Genomic DNA, 16,035 nt, shown 5'->3' with positions numbered 1-16,035 from the left:
CTGATTAAAAGTTTAAGAAGATTTGACATGTGTAAGTTTGCTGTGGTGGAATTGTTCCCGATGTCAGCGACAGCTGTTCCGGGTCTTTACCTTTCAGCTTACTGCTTTTCAAAACAAAGAGATTAGAGCCTTCTAACGCGATGCTGCCACCCCGAATATGCAGGAATTTCAGCAAAGCAGGTTCAAATTCATAACGCAGACTCATGGAACGGCAGCGCAGGAAGTTACCTGACACAACCCGAACATCGCTCTTGTTGTACATTTCCCAGCGGTTTTCCGCAATAGGATACTTCCGCCCGGAAGTGGCAAAGTTCAGAGTCTTGTCTGACAACACAGGGATATTCGTTCGTAATTCATCGCCCGGTTGTTGCCAACGGTCTACAAACTCATTCGACATATTCTGCTGTGGATAGGGTAAAGCCTGCCCCGAAGCCTTGTAGAGATCATTCAGACGAATCTTATTACCCAAATTAAACGAGAACAGGGCATTGAAAGTAAAACGTTTGAACTTCACGGAAGAAGAGAAACCACCACTCAAATCGGGTTCGCGTTTACCCATATACACGAAGGCCGCGTCATAAGCTTCTTGCAAACTATTGATAATGGTCTTGCCGTTTTCATCTATTTCGCTTTCCCCATAGAAGGTCGGAAGTCCCGTATTGTGATCCAATCCTTTAAAACGATAGGCATACAGGCTGTTCACGGGCCGTCCGTTTTTGACCAGTGTGCCGTTGACATATTGCTGCCAGGTAGCTTCGCCGTCACCTTCGTTAATGACTTGATTATAGTTCTTGCCCGTATTGAAAGAAAGACTCCACGTCCAGTCTTTTGTTACGACGGGAATCACATTCAGACTCAGTTCCCATCCCTTGTTCTCAATATCACCGGCATTGATAGTAACCGTCGTTGCACCGTTCGACGCCGCAATATTGCGACTTACAATCTGGTCGTAGCCACGCTTGCGATATAGCTCAACCGCACCCGAAACACGATTCTTGAAGAACGCGAAATCAAGGCCAAAGTTGTTTGAAATAGTTTTCTCCCATCTCAGATTGCGATTAGGAAATTGCTTGAGCGTAGAGACGAAGTCGCCCAAGGTGCTGTTGTAGTTTTCCTGTCGTACAATCAGATTGGGTGTTTGATCAGGGTGCACGTTGCCTTGCACACCATACGACGCACGGAAAGCCAGTTCATCAATCCACTTTTGCGACTTGAACCACTTTTCTTCGCTGACGTTCCAACGGCCCGAAACCGACCAAACAGGAAGAAAACGTACACTCTTGTCCTGTCCAAAGCGATTGGAACCATCGGTACGAATATTGAAATTGGCAGAATACTTATTACCATAAGAATAGGTAAAGGTTCCATAAGCCGACAATGTATTGGTCGTATTGTCAGTAATCACATCGGGATAAAGTCGCAAGGTGTTTGCATAAGTCGGATAAGCCGCGATGTCGATGTCGGCAAACTGCTTGCCACGGAATGGCATATAGCCGTAGCGTATACTCTTGTAGCCATCGTATTTCAACGAGGTGATTTCACTTCCCACATTTGCGGACAGAAGATGATTTCCCATGGGATAAGCTACGTCAACACTATTGCGCCATGTGTACCGATGACTACGAGTCGTGTTGTGCTGCAACTCTCCACCGATAGGTATACCAGAATGTTTATAAAACTCAACTGGATCGTAGTCTTTCTGGCCATAGGCCGTCAACCTTTTCTTTGAAATGTAGAAGGTTCTTTCGTCTGCCCAGTTTTCTTCTTCTGTATTACCTAAGTTAAGGCCTGCCAGCGAGGACACTTTCAGCCAGTCGAGTGGCTTCCAGTCTAAGCTCAGGTTAATCAACGTACTGCGTGTTTTGTTGTCACGGCTACTGTTTTCCAGTTCGTTGAATATATTATAAGGTAGTGAACCAAAGATGGTTTTGTCCTCATCGTAATAAAACCGCGAACCATCAGCATTGTAAGCAGGTATGGCCCGTGAGGTGCGATAGGCGTAATCGAGTACAGAAATGCTGCTATGAGGATAATTTGCTTCTGTATTGGTGGTACTGATTTTAAATCTTCCCGTTAGTTTTTGGGTTAGTTTGACATTTACTTTCAACATGGCGGTCAGTCGATCGAGTCCCTCATAGCGATTGGCACCCTGTTGGTTCATGTAGCCCAGCGAGAGATAATAGTCCATTCGCTCTCCCGCACCCGATACGGAAACCGTATGCTGCTGGGTCAAAGCATTGCGATAGAGCAGCTTCATCCAATCGGTATTCAACTCTTTGAGGTTTTTCACGTTCTCACGGAACGTATCGTAGTCTATCTGTTTGCTCCAAAGTTTTTGCAATTCGCCTTCATAGGCCATGGTGGAAGGGCGATAGGAGTTGAACTGAAGGCCACGATTGACCATTTCTTCCGACATTTCTACGCGCTCCTTTGAGGTCATAAGGTTCAGATTGCTATAAGTGGGACGGCTCGTCAGGCTCATGCTACCCGTATAGCTGATGGCCGGAGCGCCCTTATGTCCACGTCGGGTGGTCACAACGATGACGCCGTTGGCCGCTTTCACGCCATAGATAGCCGTGGCACTCACGTCTTTCAGGACATCGATACGCTCAATATCGCTGGGATTGAGGCCTGAAATAGCATTGCCTACGAAGTTCACATTGTCGATATTATTGAGCTCTTCGGCTGATATCGAGACTGGATCGTCCAGAATGATACCGTCAACTACCCACAGCGGGTCGCGATTTCCGGTGATGGAAGAGGCACCTCGTATACGAATCTTAGGTGCTACACCCGGCGTGGAAGTAGCGTTCATCACGGCAATACCTGCAATACGGCCTTGCAACATCTGGTCAAGCGACGTTGCCGATGGCGTAGCCAGGTCTTCCATCTTCACAGATACAATAGAACTGGAGAGCTTGCGCCGATCCAATTCCTGATAACCGGTCACTACCACGTTATCGAGTACGTGAGCATTGCTCTTCATACGCAGGTTGACGGATGACGAAGCCTTGACATGGAGGTCTTCCATACCGAGATAAGAAACGGTCAGGATAGCGTCGGAAGGCACATTACGCAATACAAAACTACCATTTAAATCAGTAGTGGCGGCCGGTTTGCCGTTCACGCGAACCGTAGCGCCTTGCACCGTGGTGCCATCTTCGTCGTAGAGTACGCTGCCTTTTACTTCGATAACTTCATTGCTGCCTTTGCGCAATACGATGTTAATGAAATTGTCGTTAATGGTGTATTTCAGCGGATGCCGACCTATAATCTTGTTCAAGGCTTCACTGACAGATACGTTTTTCAGCCGCACAGTGGTTCGATACTGACTGATGTCCTCGTAGACAAAGATAAACTTATACTTCGACTGCTTTTCTATTTTCTTGAAAACAGTGGGCAACGGTTCGTCATCGGCCACGGCTGTAATGCCGCCACTACGGCCTTGGGCATGAATCGTAGTAACCGTTCCCAGCAGAAAACACAGCAGCCATAAAACAAATAAATGATGAAGGGCTTTCATACTTAGCACGTTATAATATAAAAAATGTTATACTAATAAGGTATACGAAATGCTTACAAAAACGGTTACCCTTTTAAACAAATAAAATCGCTTTTCTTACGCTTTTGTATGAAAAGCGATTAAAAACATAAAAAGCAATAGTTTTTACTCTACAATAAGACGTCCTCCGACCAAATGGGCTTCCATCTGTTCCATCTGATTGAGCAAACGGATGGTATAGGCTAATGGTTTATGGCGGTCGGCCACGAAATGCAGGTTGAGCGCAGCCAATCGTTTGGATCGCAATTCGACATCAACATTATACCAACGGCCTATTTCTTTCAGAATATAGGGCAACGAACAGTTGTCGAAATAGAACAGCCCCTCGCGCCAATAGGTATAAGCGTCTACGTCAACATGGTTGACATGAATCTTGCCTGATTTGCCGACAGCGGCACTTTGCCCCGGATGGATGCTGGTTTTCGTAGAAGTACCGGGCAGCGACACCTCGACCAATCCTTTCACCAAAGCCACTTGCGCCGGCTCATCAGCATAACTGCGAAAATTGAACTCCGTACCCAGCACACGCGTTTCCATCGTTTGCGTGCGCACTATGAAGGGATGCTGGCTATCCGCAGCCACCTTGAAATAGGCTTCTCCTTCTAAATAGACGATACGTTCGGCCTTGGCAAATACTTCGGGATAGGTGATGCGACTGTCGGTATTGAGCCATACCTGCGTGCCATCACTCAGCGTTAGCTGATAGGTTTCGCCTCGCGGAATAACTACCCGATGCGTTGCTATATCGGCGTCGGCCGGCAGAGAGCCGCCGAGCGGTATCGGGCGATAGACCAGTTGACGGGCAGTCATGCTGGCAATAGTGGCCGCAGGGCTGCCCATATTGCTATATAAAGGAATATCTTGATGAGTGGCGGGTATCTGAAGCATGGCTTTCTTCTGCCCTGTCGTGGCCTTGATAAGCGCTATTTCGGACGCCGCAGGTTGTGGTTCTACGGCCGTGGTGGGGCGCAAAAGCCAAACAAACAACCCAATGGCAGCTGCCGTAAGCAGAGCTGTGAGGGCTATCAGAGGCTTGCGGTAAATGTGACGGCGATGGAAAACGGCCAGCTCTTCTTCCGGATTGGGCACAGATAAGGCCGTGGCGTCTACTTCTGATAATAGACGACATAACGCTTGGGCCTCCTCATCTTGTGCAAATTCGTGGAGGTCGGCAGCAGAAATATCGGCCTCAGGCTCGCTCATGCGCAGTGCCCTTTGCTCTGACTGACTGATTGTATCTTGATTTTCCATCACCACCATTACGTATTCAAAATGAAATCGGTTACCTGTTTTTTAGTTCTTTTCTTAAAATACGGAGGGCTTTAACAATGTTTTTGTGTATGGCGGCAACGCTTACGCCCAAATCTTCGGCCACTTCTTTATACTTCTTGTGATGAATGTAGCACTGTTCCAGTATGTTTCGGTTGTAGGGTGTGAGTTTTTCCATGCTGCTTCTGACCATCGACACCCGATATTCAACCTCTTCCAAGGTGCCTTCATGGGTAAACGTATCGTTCAGTTGAGTAGCGTATTGGATGTAGTTGTCGTGCACTTGTTGGTGTCGCAAATAATCGATGCACTTGGTTCGCAGAACGGAAAGCAGATAGGATTTGGCCGTGGGTCGGGCAATCGTATCAAAGTTCTGCCACAACACTGCAAAAGTTTCGCTCACGATGTCTCGACATACCTCCTCGTCTTTCACGTAGCGGTATGCAAAATAAAAGAATGGACGATACCATTCTCTGAACATCACGTCAAATTCTCTGCATTCTCTCATTGTCAAAACAGAACCAATCAATAGTCGCGGTTCTGATTTCGTGGCAACAAAGTTACGCAATTATACGCTAATGCCATGATATTTGCTTGGCCTTTTACATGCCGATAGGTAACAAATAGATACAAATCTGAAGCAAAGAGCGTAATCGCCTTATGATACGGAGGGCATTTTGTCAAAAAAAGCGACGGTTTTTGGGCCCTTCGAGGTGACGCAATCTAGCAGATAAAAAAGGAGAAAAAGTGGAGGAAGAAGGTCGAAAAAAACATGTGGAGGAGACAAAATGGAGTTTTTATCTTGTAAAAGCCTACTTTTACAAGGTAAAAGCTATGCTTTGGGGCCGTAAAAGCTATGCTTTGACACGATAAAAGCTATGCTTTGACGTGGTAAAAGCTATGCTTTGAGGAGTGAAAAGGGGACAAAATGGTTATGAAAAGCACAACAAAACAACAGCAAAGAAAGCAAAATGCTGATTATCAGCAGCTTACTTAAAACGCAAAATACGCGTGTTTTTTCAGCCAAAAGGGTTGGTGATTGAAAAAACACGCGTATTTTAAGGGGTAAAGTCAATATTCTTTACTATTAATTTCTTGTAATTAGCCAAGTTATTTTAGCCGTAGCAACAGCTTCGGGAATAAGTTTTCCTGCTTATTCTGCGGGTTCACTGATCGTTTCTTCTACTTGATTATCATCCGAAGAGGGCAGTTGCTGCTGTGCCTGACGGGCTTCTTCTGCTTTGGCAAAGGCTTTGTAGCATTGATGTATCTTGATGGAGTTAAGACACTCTACGACACCATAGACGATCATGCACCAACCAATTACAAACATTGGGGCTGAGGCGGTAGCTTGAGGATAAAGGATAGCGATGATTCCGATGAGGAGTATCAGCGAAGGCATAATCCAATAGAACGCGCCCACACGGGCATACTTCGTGGCTGAGGCCAGATTGACAAACTGATTGATGGCACCCAAGATGAGAATAGCGGCCAGAATATACATGAGCCAGTTGATAAACGTTGTGGGCATGAGGGCCAGAATGATGCCAAGAATCAAACTACCCAGACCCACAATGGGGAAGTTAGGTTTCAGAGGGGCTATCTTATCGCCGTTCGCGTCAAATATTTCCATGTCTGAAGCTGTGCTTCGGGTAGCGCTGACATAGGTTGCGCACGAGATGATACCCGACAGGAAAAACAGAACGCCAATCGAAATCGTAATCCATTGCACGGTTTGCTCACGATACTGAACGAGCAACGCGCCGATAACAATGGCTATGATGGCTCTGAAAAATGAACTTTGTAGTACTCTCATATTGTAGTTGTTGTGATGTTATGATTGCAAATGTACGAAAATAAATTATGTTTCTCGGGAGAAAAATGATATATTTGCGCCGAAAAAGGATTTGATGATGACAACACTTTATCTGGTTCGCCACGGCGAGACGGTAGATAATGCCCGGCATATTTTGCAAGGGCAGGAGCCGGGAAGGCTCAACGAGACGGGTGTCAGACAGGCAGAGGAAGTTCGTGATAAGATGAAGAATGCGGCAATCGACGTGTTTATGGCCAGCGATTTGCGTCGCGCCATCCAGACTTGTGAGATTATAGCCGCGCCCCACCACAAGCCGGTGGAGACGACACCGTTGTTGCGGGAACGTGACTGGGGCGATTTCACGGGATGTTATATACCCGATCTGCAGACTGTAACGGAGTGGCCCGAGAATGTGGAGTCGCTGGAGTCGATTAAAAATCGTGCCCGCGATTTTCTGGCAATGGTTAAAACGAAGTATCGAGACAAAACGGTGTTGGCCGTGGGACACGGCATTGTGAACAAAGCCGTGCAGAGTGTATTCTTCAACAAACCGATGAAAGAGGTTGAGAAGATGAGTAATGCCGAGGTTCGTATGCTGATATTGTAAATCCGTCAAGCGCTTGAGAGCTGCCTTATAATAAAATGATTAAAGAGAACGTTCTTCGCAGAAAATTCTCTTTTTTATGACTCTCTAATTCTGAGCTCCATTTTGCTTAACTTGTTTTTATAGCTCTCTAATCCTGAATATAAACCAATGAAATTTTAAATATAATTCTCTGATTTTGGAATAAACCTATGTTTCTTGAATAATGACTCTCTATTTTTGACACGAGATAGTTTTTATCAATAACTCAATCGTATATTTTTTTTCAAACCGGTAAGGGTTATCCTTTCAATCTTTTACCTTAGTTTACCTATTGTTATCTTCTTGTTCCAAAGCTACCTCTGCTGTGAGATGAGCCAAACGAACCTCCACCGAATGAACCTCCGCTGCGTGCGCTGCCGATTGATCCTTGGTTTCCACCGAAGCTGCCACGGCTGTTATTGAGGTTTCCGCGGTCGCCCGACGCACGTGGAGTGAAAGAAGGACTGGGAACGGAATTGCTTCTGTCGCTGTTGAAACGATTACCGCCAAAAACTCCTCTTTCGATGGCCCCCGGTCGGGTTACGGTTGTGCGGGTGCTGCTCTGGCGATTTTCGAAACTTCCATTGCCACGGTTGCCGAAGTTGTATGTCCTGCGGTTGTCGGTGTAGGAATCGTTGTGGTTGTCTCTTGGACTGAAGCGGCCGTCTCTCGGGCTGAAAGTGCCATTAGACCTTGCTCCGGAGGCGCGATTATCATAAGAACGGTTGTCGTAAGAACGGTTGTCGTAAGAACGATAGTCATAGGTTCGGTTGCCATAGCGGTTGTTGCGATCAAAGTCGCCACGACTGTAACCACGTCCGTAATCGCCCCGATTAAATCCGTCGCGCATACCGAAATATTCTCTGCGGCCGGGCGCTTGACCGAATGTGCGGCCGTGATACCAGGAGCGTCCGCCGTTCACTCTCCAGCTGTGGCCGCCACGATATACGGTGACGAATGACGGGCGTCCGAAATAGAAGTAATCACGGCGTGGATAGCGGGCGTAAATACCAAAATGCCAGTAGCCTGAACTCCAATAGAGCGGACGATAGAAATAGCTGGCGGCCAGATAAGACTGGTATTGCCAATCCAAAAGGATGTAGCTCAAATCGAGATTACGCTGCTGCCAGTAGGTGCCATACAGGTCGTTATAATCGTCGATGCTCAAGAGATAGTCGAGATTTATTTCGTATGCGGCTTCGTACTGATCGTCGGTAAGATTCAGTTCGTAGGCCATCTTGTCCGTCAGGAAGAGCGCTTGCTCACGTGCCTGCTCATAACTCATGGCCCGGGCTGATGCTGTCAGTGTCAACAGTGCTATAAGGGCTAATACAAACTTCTTCATCGTTTTATGCTTTAAAGGGTTATTTCCTTGCTTGAAAGGGTGTCCGGAGGATGAATTTCCATGTCGGACGCCGCTTTGTCTTCACTTTCTGACGCAAAGATAAGGCTATAAAACGATGGGAAAAACGGATTTTCCCTAAATGGAGAGGGGGGAATCCCTATGGTTGAAATAAGGATGGAAGAAGCGGGGAATTATTCTTCGGCTAATAATTGGCCATCGAGTGTGAATACTTTTACGTGTCCGTTCTCGTAGATGGCCAGTGTTTTGGGGTTGCCACCTTTAGGAAAAGTAATCGAACCCGTGTTGCAAATGAGAGTCTGTTCTTGCCGGGTGAGTTCCCAAAGATGGGTGTGTCCGTAGAAAACAAAGTCGAAACGACCTTTTGGAAGTTCCACCTTATTATATATATGGCCGTGGGTCAGGAGGAGTTTTCGGCCTTGATCGACCAGCAACATATAGTCTTGCATGATGGGAAAGTCGAGTAGCATCTGGTCGACTTCGGAGTCGCAGTTGCCCCGAATGGCCACGATTTCATCGGCCATGGCATTGAGCGTGTCGGCAATAGCCTTGGGATCGAGTCCTTCGGGCAGCCCGTTGCGGGGACCGTAGTTGAGGATGTCGCCCAGAATGCACAGCATGTCGCAGTGTTGTTGATGATAAAAAGCGAGGGCCTGTTGCAGGGTCGGTAAGGATCCGTGAATATCTGATAAGATTAAATATTTCATAATGGTGAACTGTTGGGTTGATAAATATTCTTCGTTGTCGCTCTTATAGTCGCGGTCAATGACAATCCGGTAGTCATAAGCCTGTTCGGCCTCTTTCAGATGACCAACGACCGACGGCATGGCGCCTGTTTATGTATGAATCGTTCATGATCAGTTATTGAGTTCCAGTCCCGGAAACTCACCTTTACCGGTGGCTTCTTCTATCCGGGAGGCTATGCGGTTGGCGTCCATTCCCTGCAGGTAGTCATCGTAAGTAGCGTGACATTGCATCTGCGGAACTTGCCGGCCGCTTTTAGTTATTTCGACCGTGGCTTGGAGTCTGAACTTCCGACCGTTGGAAAAGGGAATGTATTGCAGGCTGTCGGCCAGCAGTCCTTCGTCGACGAGCGTCTGTAGGTTGCCGGTATAGACACCGTGGCGGTGCAGATAGGCCTGTTCGGCTTTGCGGATGGTGAGCATGTGGCGGTGTACGATGTGTTCACGGCGCTGCTGTTCGCGGTCGAATCGAATAGGGGAGTATATACTTAGGAAGCAGAGAATGACAAGGGCTAAAACCGATAATGAAAGGATGAGATTATTATTTATTTTCATACGAAAAGCGGTTTTTATTTTATATTTTTGCACAAGCAAAGCCGGCAGGTGGCGTGAAGCATGCCTTTATAAGGCCGGCGTGCGTAAGCTTGATACGTGCAAAGTTAATAAAAAAAGGGTAAGGCGTTGGTTTGCCTTTATAAATTAATATATGATAACAGACGAGTTGGTATTTTCCGTGTCCCGCCAATTTGGCCACGAGCCTACGGCCGACCAGCAGAAGGCCTTGGAGACGTTTGCCGCCTTTATGTTTGATCGTGACGAGCAGGTGGTAATGTTGCTGCGTGGGTCGGCCGGAACGGGAAAAACGAGTCTGGCAAGTGCTATCGTACGGACATTGACGATGCTGAAGCAGAAGCTTGTGCTGATGGCACCGACGGGCAGAGCCGCGAAAATATTCTCGCTCAATAGCGGCTGTAAGGCTTTTACCATTCACCGGCGTATCTATCGAGAGCGAAGTTACAGCGGACTTTATGGCTCTTTTGTGTTGAATAACAACCTGAACACAGATACACTTTTCATGGTAGACGAGGCGTCCATGATAGCGAGTGGGCAGGGAGGAGAGTCCGGTGGGAACTTCGGCTCGGGCAGCCTGCTTCATGATCTGATCAGTTTTGTCTATTCGGGTCGCGACTGCTATCTGATGCTGATTGGCGATAAAGCGCAGTTACCTCCGGTGGGCGAAACCGAATCGCATGCTTTGAGCAGACAGCAGCTGCAAAGCATGGGCCTGAAAGTATATGAATGCGACTTGAACGAGGTGGTGAGGCAGGACCGTGAAAGCGGTATACTCTTCAACGCGACCATGATTCGCGGTCGGTTGGACGCGCTGACGGCGGATAATTCTGTTTGTCTGTCCTTGCCGAAGATTCATTTCAAGCAGTTTGCCGATGTGCGGAACGTGTCCGGTAACGAACTTATTGAAGCGTTGAGCGGCAGTTATACAGAGGTGGGCGTGGATGAGACGATGGTGATTACGCGCAGCAACAAGCGGGCCAATATCTACAATCAGGGTATCAGAAACATGATTCTGGACTGCGAAGACCAATTATCCACCGGCGATATGGTAATGGTGGTCAAGAATAAGTATATCGAAGAGACACCACGGTCGTCCGATGACCGGCAATTAGGCTTCATAGCCAACGGCGACAGGGCCCGTGTGCGGCGAGTGCGGAACATCCGTGAACTCTATGGATTCCATTTTGCCGATGTGACCCTGCAGTTTCCCGACTACGATTTGTTGGAAATGGATCAGACAGTGATACTGGAAGCGCTCACGACAGAGGCTCCGGCGTTGAGTCAGGAGCAGAGCGAATTACTCTTTCAACGCGTGATGGAGGATTATGCCGATGTGCCCTTGAAACGTGATCGCATGGCTAAATTGAAGCAGGATGACTACTTCAATGCCCTGCAAATCAAGTTTGCCTATGCCATTACGTGCCACAAGGCACAGGGTGGGCAGTGGGCTCATATCTATCTGGACCAAGGCTACATGACCGAAGACATGCTGACACCCGATTATATCCATTGGCTCTACACGGCAGTGACCCGTGCCACGGAGAAACTTTATTTAGTAAATTGGCCTAAAAGTCAAACGGCAGACTCGGAAGAAGATTAATCTGACGGTCCAAGAATCAAATCATCAAACTAAGACAGATAGGAGAAAACGGGGAATGATAGTTACAACGGCATGGATGGAAACATGGTTTCACAAGTTTAATGACGACTATTTCGGCTCGGGCTTGCCCTTGCCCATTCTCAAGACTTCGACTGCCCGTACACGGTTGGGGCAGATGTCGTGTAAGCGAACTACGCGATGGGGCCGCACGAAATACTATGATTTCACCATCAAGCTGACTACTTATTATGATATGACGGAACGGCAGGCGCAGAACGTGCTGCTCCATGAGATGATCCATTACAGTATAGCCTATACGGGATTGAAAGATACGGCTCCGCATGGCGTCGTTTTTCGGGGTATTGCCGATAAGTTGAATCGACAATATGGTTGGAATATCAAAGCCATGACAACCACGAAAGGATGGAAAAAGGCCGAATCGGCCAAGACGCGTACCAACCGCCGTCCTGTCACCTATCTGATATTAGCGCTTAAAATGAAAAACAACCGACATTTCCTGTCGGTTGTCAATCCTCGTTACGCTCATCAAATAGATCACCAATTGGGCCGGCTGGCGGAAGTGGAGCGGTATGGTTGGTATGCTTCTTCCGACACGGCGTTCGACCGTATGCCCGTCGTGCGTTCGCTGCGAGGCAAGCGCGTGACGCAAGATGAGTATGAAAACAAGTTGGCCGCGATGCGACAAGTGTTGATTTAATCCTTTCTCGCGTCACCCATCACCCGTCACTCATTCCATACAGACACTATGAGAAAGGCGTAGTCGTATATCAGTAGCTTCTTTTATCCTTGCTTTTCAAACCAGTCCGTCAAGATGGCGTTTCAGTTCTTTCAGTTCGTCTCTCACCGCCACCAACGTCTCCATGACGGTAGCGCTGCGGTCGGCCCCTTCTCTGTTCTCATTCAACATCTTACGGGCCGCGGCCAGTTTAAATCCCCTGACCTTTACCAAGTTGTAGATAACCTTAATCTGATCGATATCTTTCTGTGTGTACTGCCGCACCTTGCTGGCCCCCTGCGTTTTCGGTTTAAGCAAGGGAAACTCCGACTCCCAATAGCGCAAAGTACTCTCGTTGATGTCGAACATCTTAGCCACTTCCTTGATAGAAAAATACAATTTCAGATTCTTATCGGTATTTAATGCCATAATAAAAGCGTTTGATGTACCAGTTTAATGCCAAAGATAGCGCCAGTGAGCGCAATGAAAGCTCGCTTTCAAATTGCCGAACGCAGCCTATCTTATGCAAAGATAGCGCCAGTGAGCGCAATGAAAGCTTGCTTTCAAATTGCCGAGCGCAGCCTATCTTATGCAAAGATAAGAAATTAATGCTATTTCTCAATTTCATATTCTCATTTTATTTGTACCTTTGCAGTGTTTTTGTAAAGAAATAGAATTAAAATAATAATATATGATGATGACAGCTAATGAAGTCCGCGAGTCTTTCAAAAAATTCTTCGAAGCTCACGGACATAAAATCGTACCATCCGCTCCTATGGTCATCAAGGACGACCCCACACTTATGTTTACAAACGCTGGTATGAACCAGTGGAAAGATATTATCCTCGGAACAAAGGATCCCGGCCAGGACGTGCGCCGTGTCGACTCGCAGAAATGCCTGCGCGTGAGCGGCAAGCACAACGATCTGGAAGAGGTAGGTCACGACACCTATCACCACACGATGTTTGAAATGCTCGGCAACTGGAGCTTTGGAGACTACTTCAAGGAAGGCGCCATCGACATGGCATGGGAATATCTGGTGGACGTACTGCATCTGAATCCGGCCGACCTCTACGTCACTGTCTTCGAAGGTTCCAAGGAAGAAGGGCTCGCCCGCGACGACGAGGCAGCCGCTTATTGGGCCAAGCACGTACCGGCCGACCATATTATCGACGGCAACAAGCATGACAATTTTTGGGAAATGGGCGATACGGGGCCCTGCGGCCCCTGCTCCGAGATTCACGTGGACTCACGTACGCCGGAGGAGAAGGCTAAAGTGCCCGGTCGCGAACTTGTCAACAAGGACGATCCGCAGGTCATTGAAATCTGGAATATCGTATTTATGCAATACAACCGTAAGTCCGACGGTTCGCTCTCACCCCTTCCGATGCACGTCATCGATACGGGCATGGGCTTCGAGCGCCTGGTGCGCATGTTGCAAGGCAAGCACTCCAACTATGACACCGACATCTTCCAACCCATCATCAAGGAGATTGAAAACCTCTCGGGCATGAAATACGGGCAGACGGAGAACGTTGACGTGGCCATGCGGGTCATCGCCGACCACCTGCGCGCCGTAGCGTTTTCTATCGCCGACGGCCAGTTGCCCGCCAATGCTAAGGCCGGCTACGTCATCCGTCGTATCCTGCGTCGGGCTGTCCGCTATGCCTACACGTTCCTCAACCAGAAGTCGGCCTTCATGTTTAAGCTCATTCCCGTACTAGTTCAGGAGATGGGCGGCGCCTATCCCGAACTTCCTGCCCAGCAGGAGCTCATCAGCCGGGTCATGAAAGAGGAGGAAGACTCGTTCCTCCGCACGCTTGAAAAGGGTATCAACCTGCTCAACGGTGATATGGATGAGCTGAGGACACACGCTCAGACACAGCTTGACGGAGCCAGCGCGTTCCGCCTGTTCGACACATACGGCTTCCCGCTCGATCTGACCGAACTGATTTGTCGTGAGCACGGCTTCACCGTCGACGAGAAAGGGTTTGACGAAGAGATGGCCAAACAGAAAGCCCGTGCCCGCAACGCGGCTGCCGTGGAGAATGGCGACTGGGAGGTCGTAAAGGAAGGCGAGCAGGAGTTTGTGGGTTATGACTACACGGAATACGAGTGCCACATCCTCCGTTACCGTAAAGTGACACAAAAAAAGAACACTTTCTATGAGGTTGTGCTCGACTTCACGCCGTTCTATGGTGAGATGGGCGGTCAGATAGGCGATCAGGGCGTGCTCGTTTCCGAGAACGAAACCATCAGTGTCGTCGATACCAAACGTGAGAATAACCAAAGCATTCATATTATCAAGGAATTGCCGAAGGATATAACCGCCGACTTCATGGCTTGTGTGGACGTTGACAAGCGCAACGGTTCGGCAGCCAATCATACAGCCACCCACTTGCTCGACTACGCACTCAAGCAGGTGCTGGGCGACCACGTAGAGCAGAAAGGCTCGTATGTCGACGCTACCACGCTGCGCTTCGACTTCTCCCACTTCCAGAAAGTGACCGACGAAGAGTTGCGCCAAGTGGAAAAAATCGTCAACGGAATGATTCGTCAGGATTTGCCGCTCGACGAACATCGCGACATGCCTTTGGAGGAAGCCAAGCGTCTGGGAGCCGTCGCGCTCTTCGGCGAGAAGTATGGCGACAAGGTTCGCGTGGTGCGTTTCGGCCCCTCATGCGAGTTCTGCGGTGGCATCCACGCCCAAAGCACCGGCCGCATCGGCTTCTTCAAGATTATCAGCGAGAGTAGTGTGGCCGCCGGAATACGCCGCGTCGAGGCGCTTACGGGCAAGCCATGCGAGGACGCCATCTACTTGCTTCAAGACACCATGACGGCACTGAAAGGTATGTTCAATAACGCCAAGGACCTCACGTCGGCCATCAGGAAGTACATTGAAGAGCACGACGACATGAGAAAGGAAATAGAAAAGTTTCAGGCACAGGCCGTAGAGCGTACCAAGACGGAGCTGCTCAACCGTGCGCACCACGTCAATGGCGTGACGGTCGTCAAGGCCGTATTACCCTTGGAACCCAACGCCGCCAAGGATCTCGTCTTCAAACTGCGCGAGACGCAGTCCGAAAACCTCGTGGCGGTCATCGGCAGCACCGCCGGCGACAAGCCGTTGCTAACCGTCATGTTCAGCGACGACATGGTTCAGAGCCACGAACTCAATGCGGGCAAGATTATCCGCGAAGCAGCCAAACTCATCCAGGGTGGCGGCGGCGGGCAGCCTCATTACGCGCAGGCCGGCGGCAAGAACCTCGACGGAATCAATCAGGCTGTCGATAGGGTTATCGAACTTTCGAATCTGTAATCAGATGTTATAATTTCACTAAATCTCAAAAGCGAAGCCGCGATTCGAAAGATTCGCGGCTTTCTTCTTGTTCGTCCACTCTTCTGCGACTCGAAACGGGCATGTATACTCCTCTAAACAAAAAAAGCAGGTTATTTGCAAAAAAGTTAATTAAAACCTTTGCAGATTCCACTTTTTCATAGTAACTTTGCAAACGCAAACAAGAGATACGGATTTCTTGAGCAAATTATCTTGGGATATGGTGTAATGGTAACACTACAGATTCTGGTCCTGTCATTCTTGGTTCGAGTCCGAGTATCCCAACAAAAAAGTTAGATGGTAAAAACTATCTAACTTTTTTGTTTTTATAATTATAAATTCTTAGGCTTGTTTATGGCTCAGTAGAAAATTAATGGGGACAGGTTTACAAGTATCAATAATATCGGGTCA

Annotated in this window: 12 protein-coding genes and 1 tRNA gene; 5 read left to right on the top strand and 8 right to left on the bottom strand. The window is 48.3% G+C overall.

Going from position 1 to position 16,035, the window contains the following annotated elements; translation table 11 throughout:
* Positions 1-4: 4 nt before the first annotated feature.
* The 4 genes from JHU38_RS03840 to JHU38_RS03825 form a co-directional block, all read right to left on the bottom strand.
* Positions 5-3,523: a SusC/RagA family TonB-linked outer membrane protein gene (locus tag JHU38_RS03840; protein WP_107582211.1), complete on the bottom strand. Its 3,519-nt coding sequence runs from the start codon at positions 3,521-3,523 to the stop codon at positions 5-7.
* 144 nt (positions 3,524-3,667) lie between these two features.
* Positions 3,668-4,813: a FecR family protein gene (locus JHU38_RS03835; RefSeq protein WP_158267307.1), complete on the bottom strand. Its 1,146-nt coding sequence runs from the start codon at positions 4,811-4,813 to the stop codon at positions 3,668-3,670.
* 31 nt (positions 4,814-4,844) lie between these two features.
* A complete protein-coding gene (locus JHU38_RS03830) occupies positions 4,845-5,339 on the bottom strand; it encodes an RNA polymerase sigma-70 factor (RefSeq protein ID WP_107582213.1) in 495 nt (164 codons plus the stop codon).
* Between the two features lie 645 nt (positions 5,340-5,984).
* Positions 5,985-6,647 carry a DUF308 domain-containing protein gene (locus tag JHU38_RS03825; protein WP_107582214.1) on the bottom strand — a complete coding sequence of 221 codons (663 nt, stop codon included), beginning with the start codon at positions 6,645-6,647 and terminating at the stop codon, positions 5,985-5,987.
* 97 nt (positions 6,648-6,744) lie between these two features.
* On the opposite strand from JHU38_RS03825, the gene JHU38_RS03820 reads away from it, so the two are divergent.
* Complete coding sequence (locus JHU38_RS03820) at positions 6,745-7,254, top strand: histidine phosphatase family protein (RefSeq protein ID WP_107582419.1); 510 nt, start codon at positions 6,745-6,747, stop codon at positions 7,252-7,254.
* Positions 7,255-7,567: 313 nt separating this feature from the next.
* On the opposite strand, the gene JHU38_RS03815 is transcribed toward JHU38_RS03820, so the two are convergent.
* The 3 genes from JHU38_RS03815 to JHU38_RS03805 form a co-directional block, all read right to left on the bottom strand.
* Positions 7,568-8,617 carry a hypothetical protein gene (locus tag JHU38_RS03815; protein WP_107582215.1) on the bottom strand — a complete coding sequence of 350 codons (1,050 nt, stop codon included), beginning with the start codon at positions 8,615-8,617 and terminating at the stop codon, positions 7,568-7,570.
* 191 nt (positions 8,618-8,808) lie between these two features.
* Positions 8,809-9,342: a phosphodiesterase gene (gene yfcE, locus JHU38_RS03810; protein WP_107582420.1), complete on the bottom strand. Its 534-nt coding sequence runs from the start codon at positions 9,340-9,342 to the stop codon at positions 8,809-8,811.
* 150 nt (positions 9,343-9,492) lie between these two features.
* A complete protein-coding gene (locus JHU38_RS03805) occupies positions 9,493-9,933 on the bottom strand; it encodes a hypothetical protein (RefSeq protein WP_107582216.1) in 441 nt (146 codons plus the stop codon).
* Positions 9,934-10,084: 151 nt separating this feature from the next.
* On the opposite strand from JHU38_RS03805, the gene JHU38_RS03800 reads away from it, so the two are divergent.
* Entirely contained in the window at positions 10,085-11,551 is a 1,467-nt protein-coding gene (locus tag JHU38_RS03800; protein ID WP_107582217.1) for an ATP-dependent DNA helicase, read from the top strand.
* Between the two features lie 55 nt (positions 11,552-11,606).
* Positions 11,607-12,269: a SprT-like domain-containing protein gene (locus tag JHU38_RS03795; protein ID WP_107582218.1), complete on the top strand. Its 663-nt coding sequence runs from the start codon at positions 11,607-11,609 to the stop codon at positions 12,267-12,269.
* 96 nt (positions 12,270-12,365) lie between these two features.
* Here the strand turns inward: JHU38_RS03795 and JHU38_RS03790 are convergent, their stop codons facing one another.
* Positions 12,366-12,716: a MerR family transcriptional regulator gene (locus tag JHU38_RS03790; protein ID WP_107582219.1), complete on the bottom strand. Its 351-nt coding sequence runs from the start codon at positions 12,714-12,716 to the stop codon at positions 12,366-12,368.
* Positions 12,717-12,981: 265 nt separating this feature from the next.
* Here JHU38_RS03790 and alaS point away from each other — a divergent pair, with 265 nt between their 5' ends.
* Positions 12,982-15,606 (top strand): alanine--tRNA ligase, encoded by a 2,625-nt coding sequence (gene alaS, locus JHU38_RS03785; protein WP_107582422.1) that lies wholly within the window; start codon positions 12,982-12,984, stop codon positions 15,604-15,606.
* A 232-nt stretch (positions 15,607-15,838) separates the two neighbouring features.
* Positions 15,839-15,909, top strand: a tRNA-Gln gene (locus tag JHU38_RS03780).
* Positions 15,910-16,035: the final 126 nt, after the last annotated feature.

It is taken from the genome of Prevotella illustrans, from assembly GCF_017426725.1.
GTDB classification, from domain to species: domain Bacteria; phylum Bacteroidota; class Bacteroidia; order Bacteroidales; family Bacteroidaceae; genus Prevotella; species Prevotella illustrans.
This window is presented reverse-complemented; position numbering and strand designations above follow the sequence as displayed.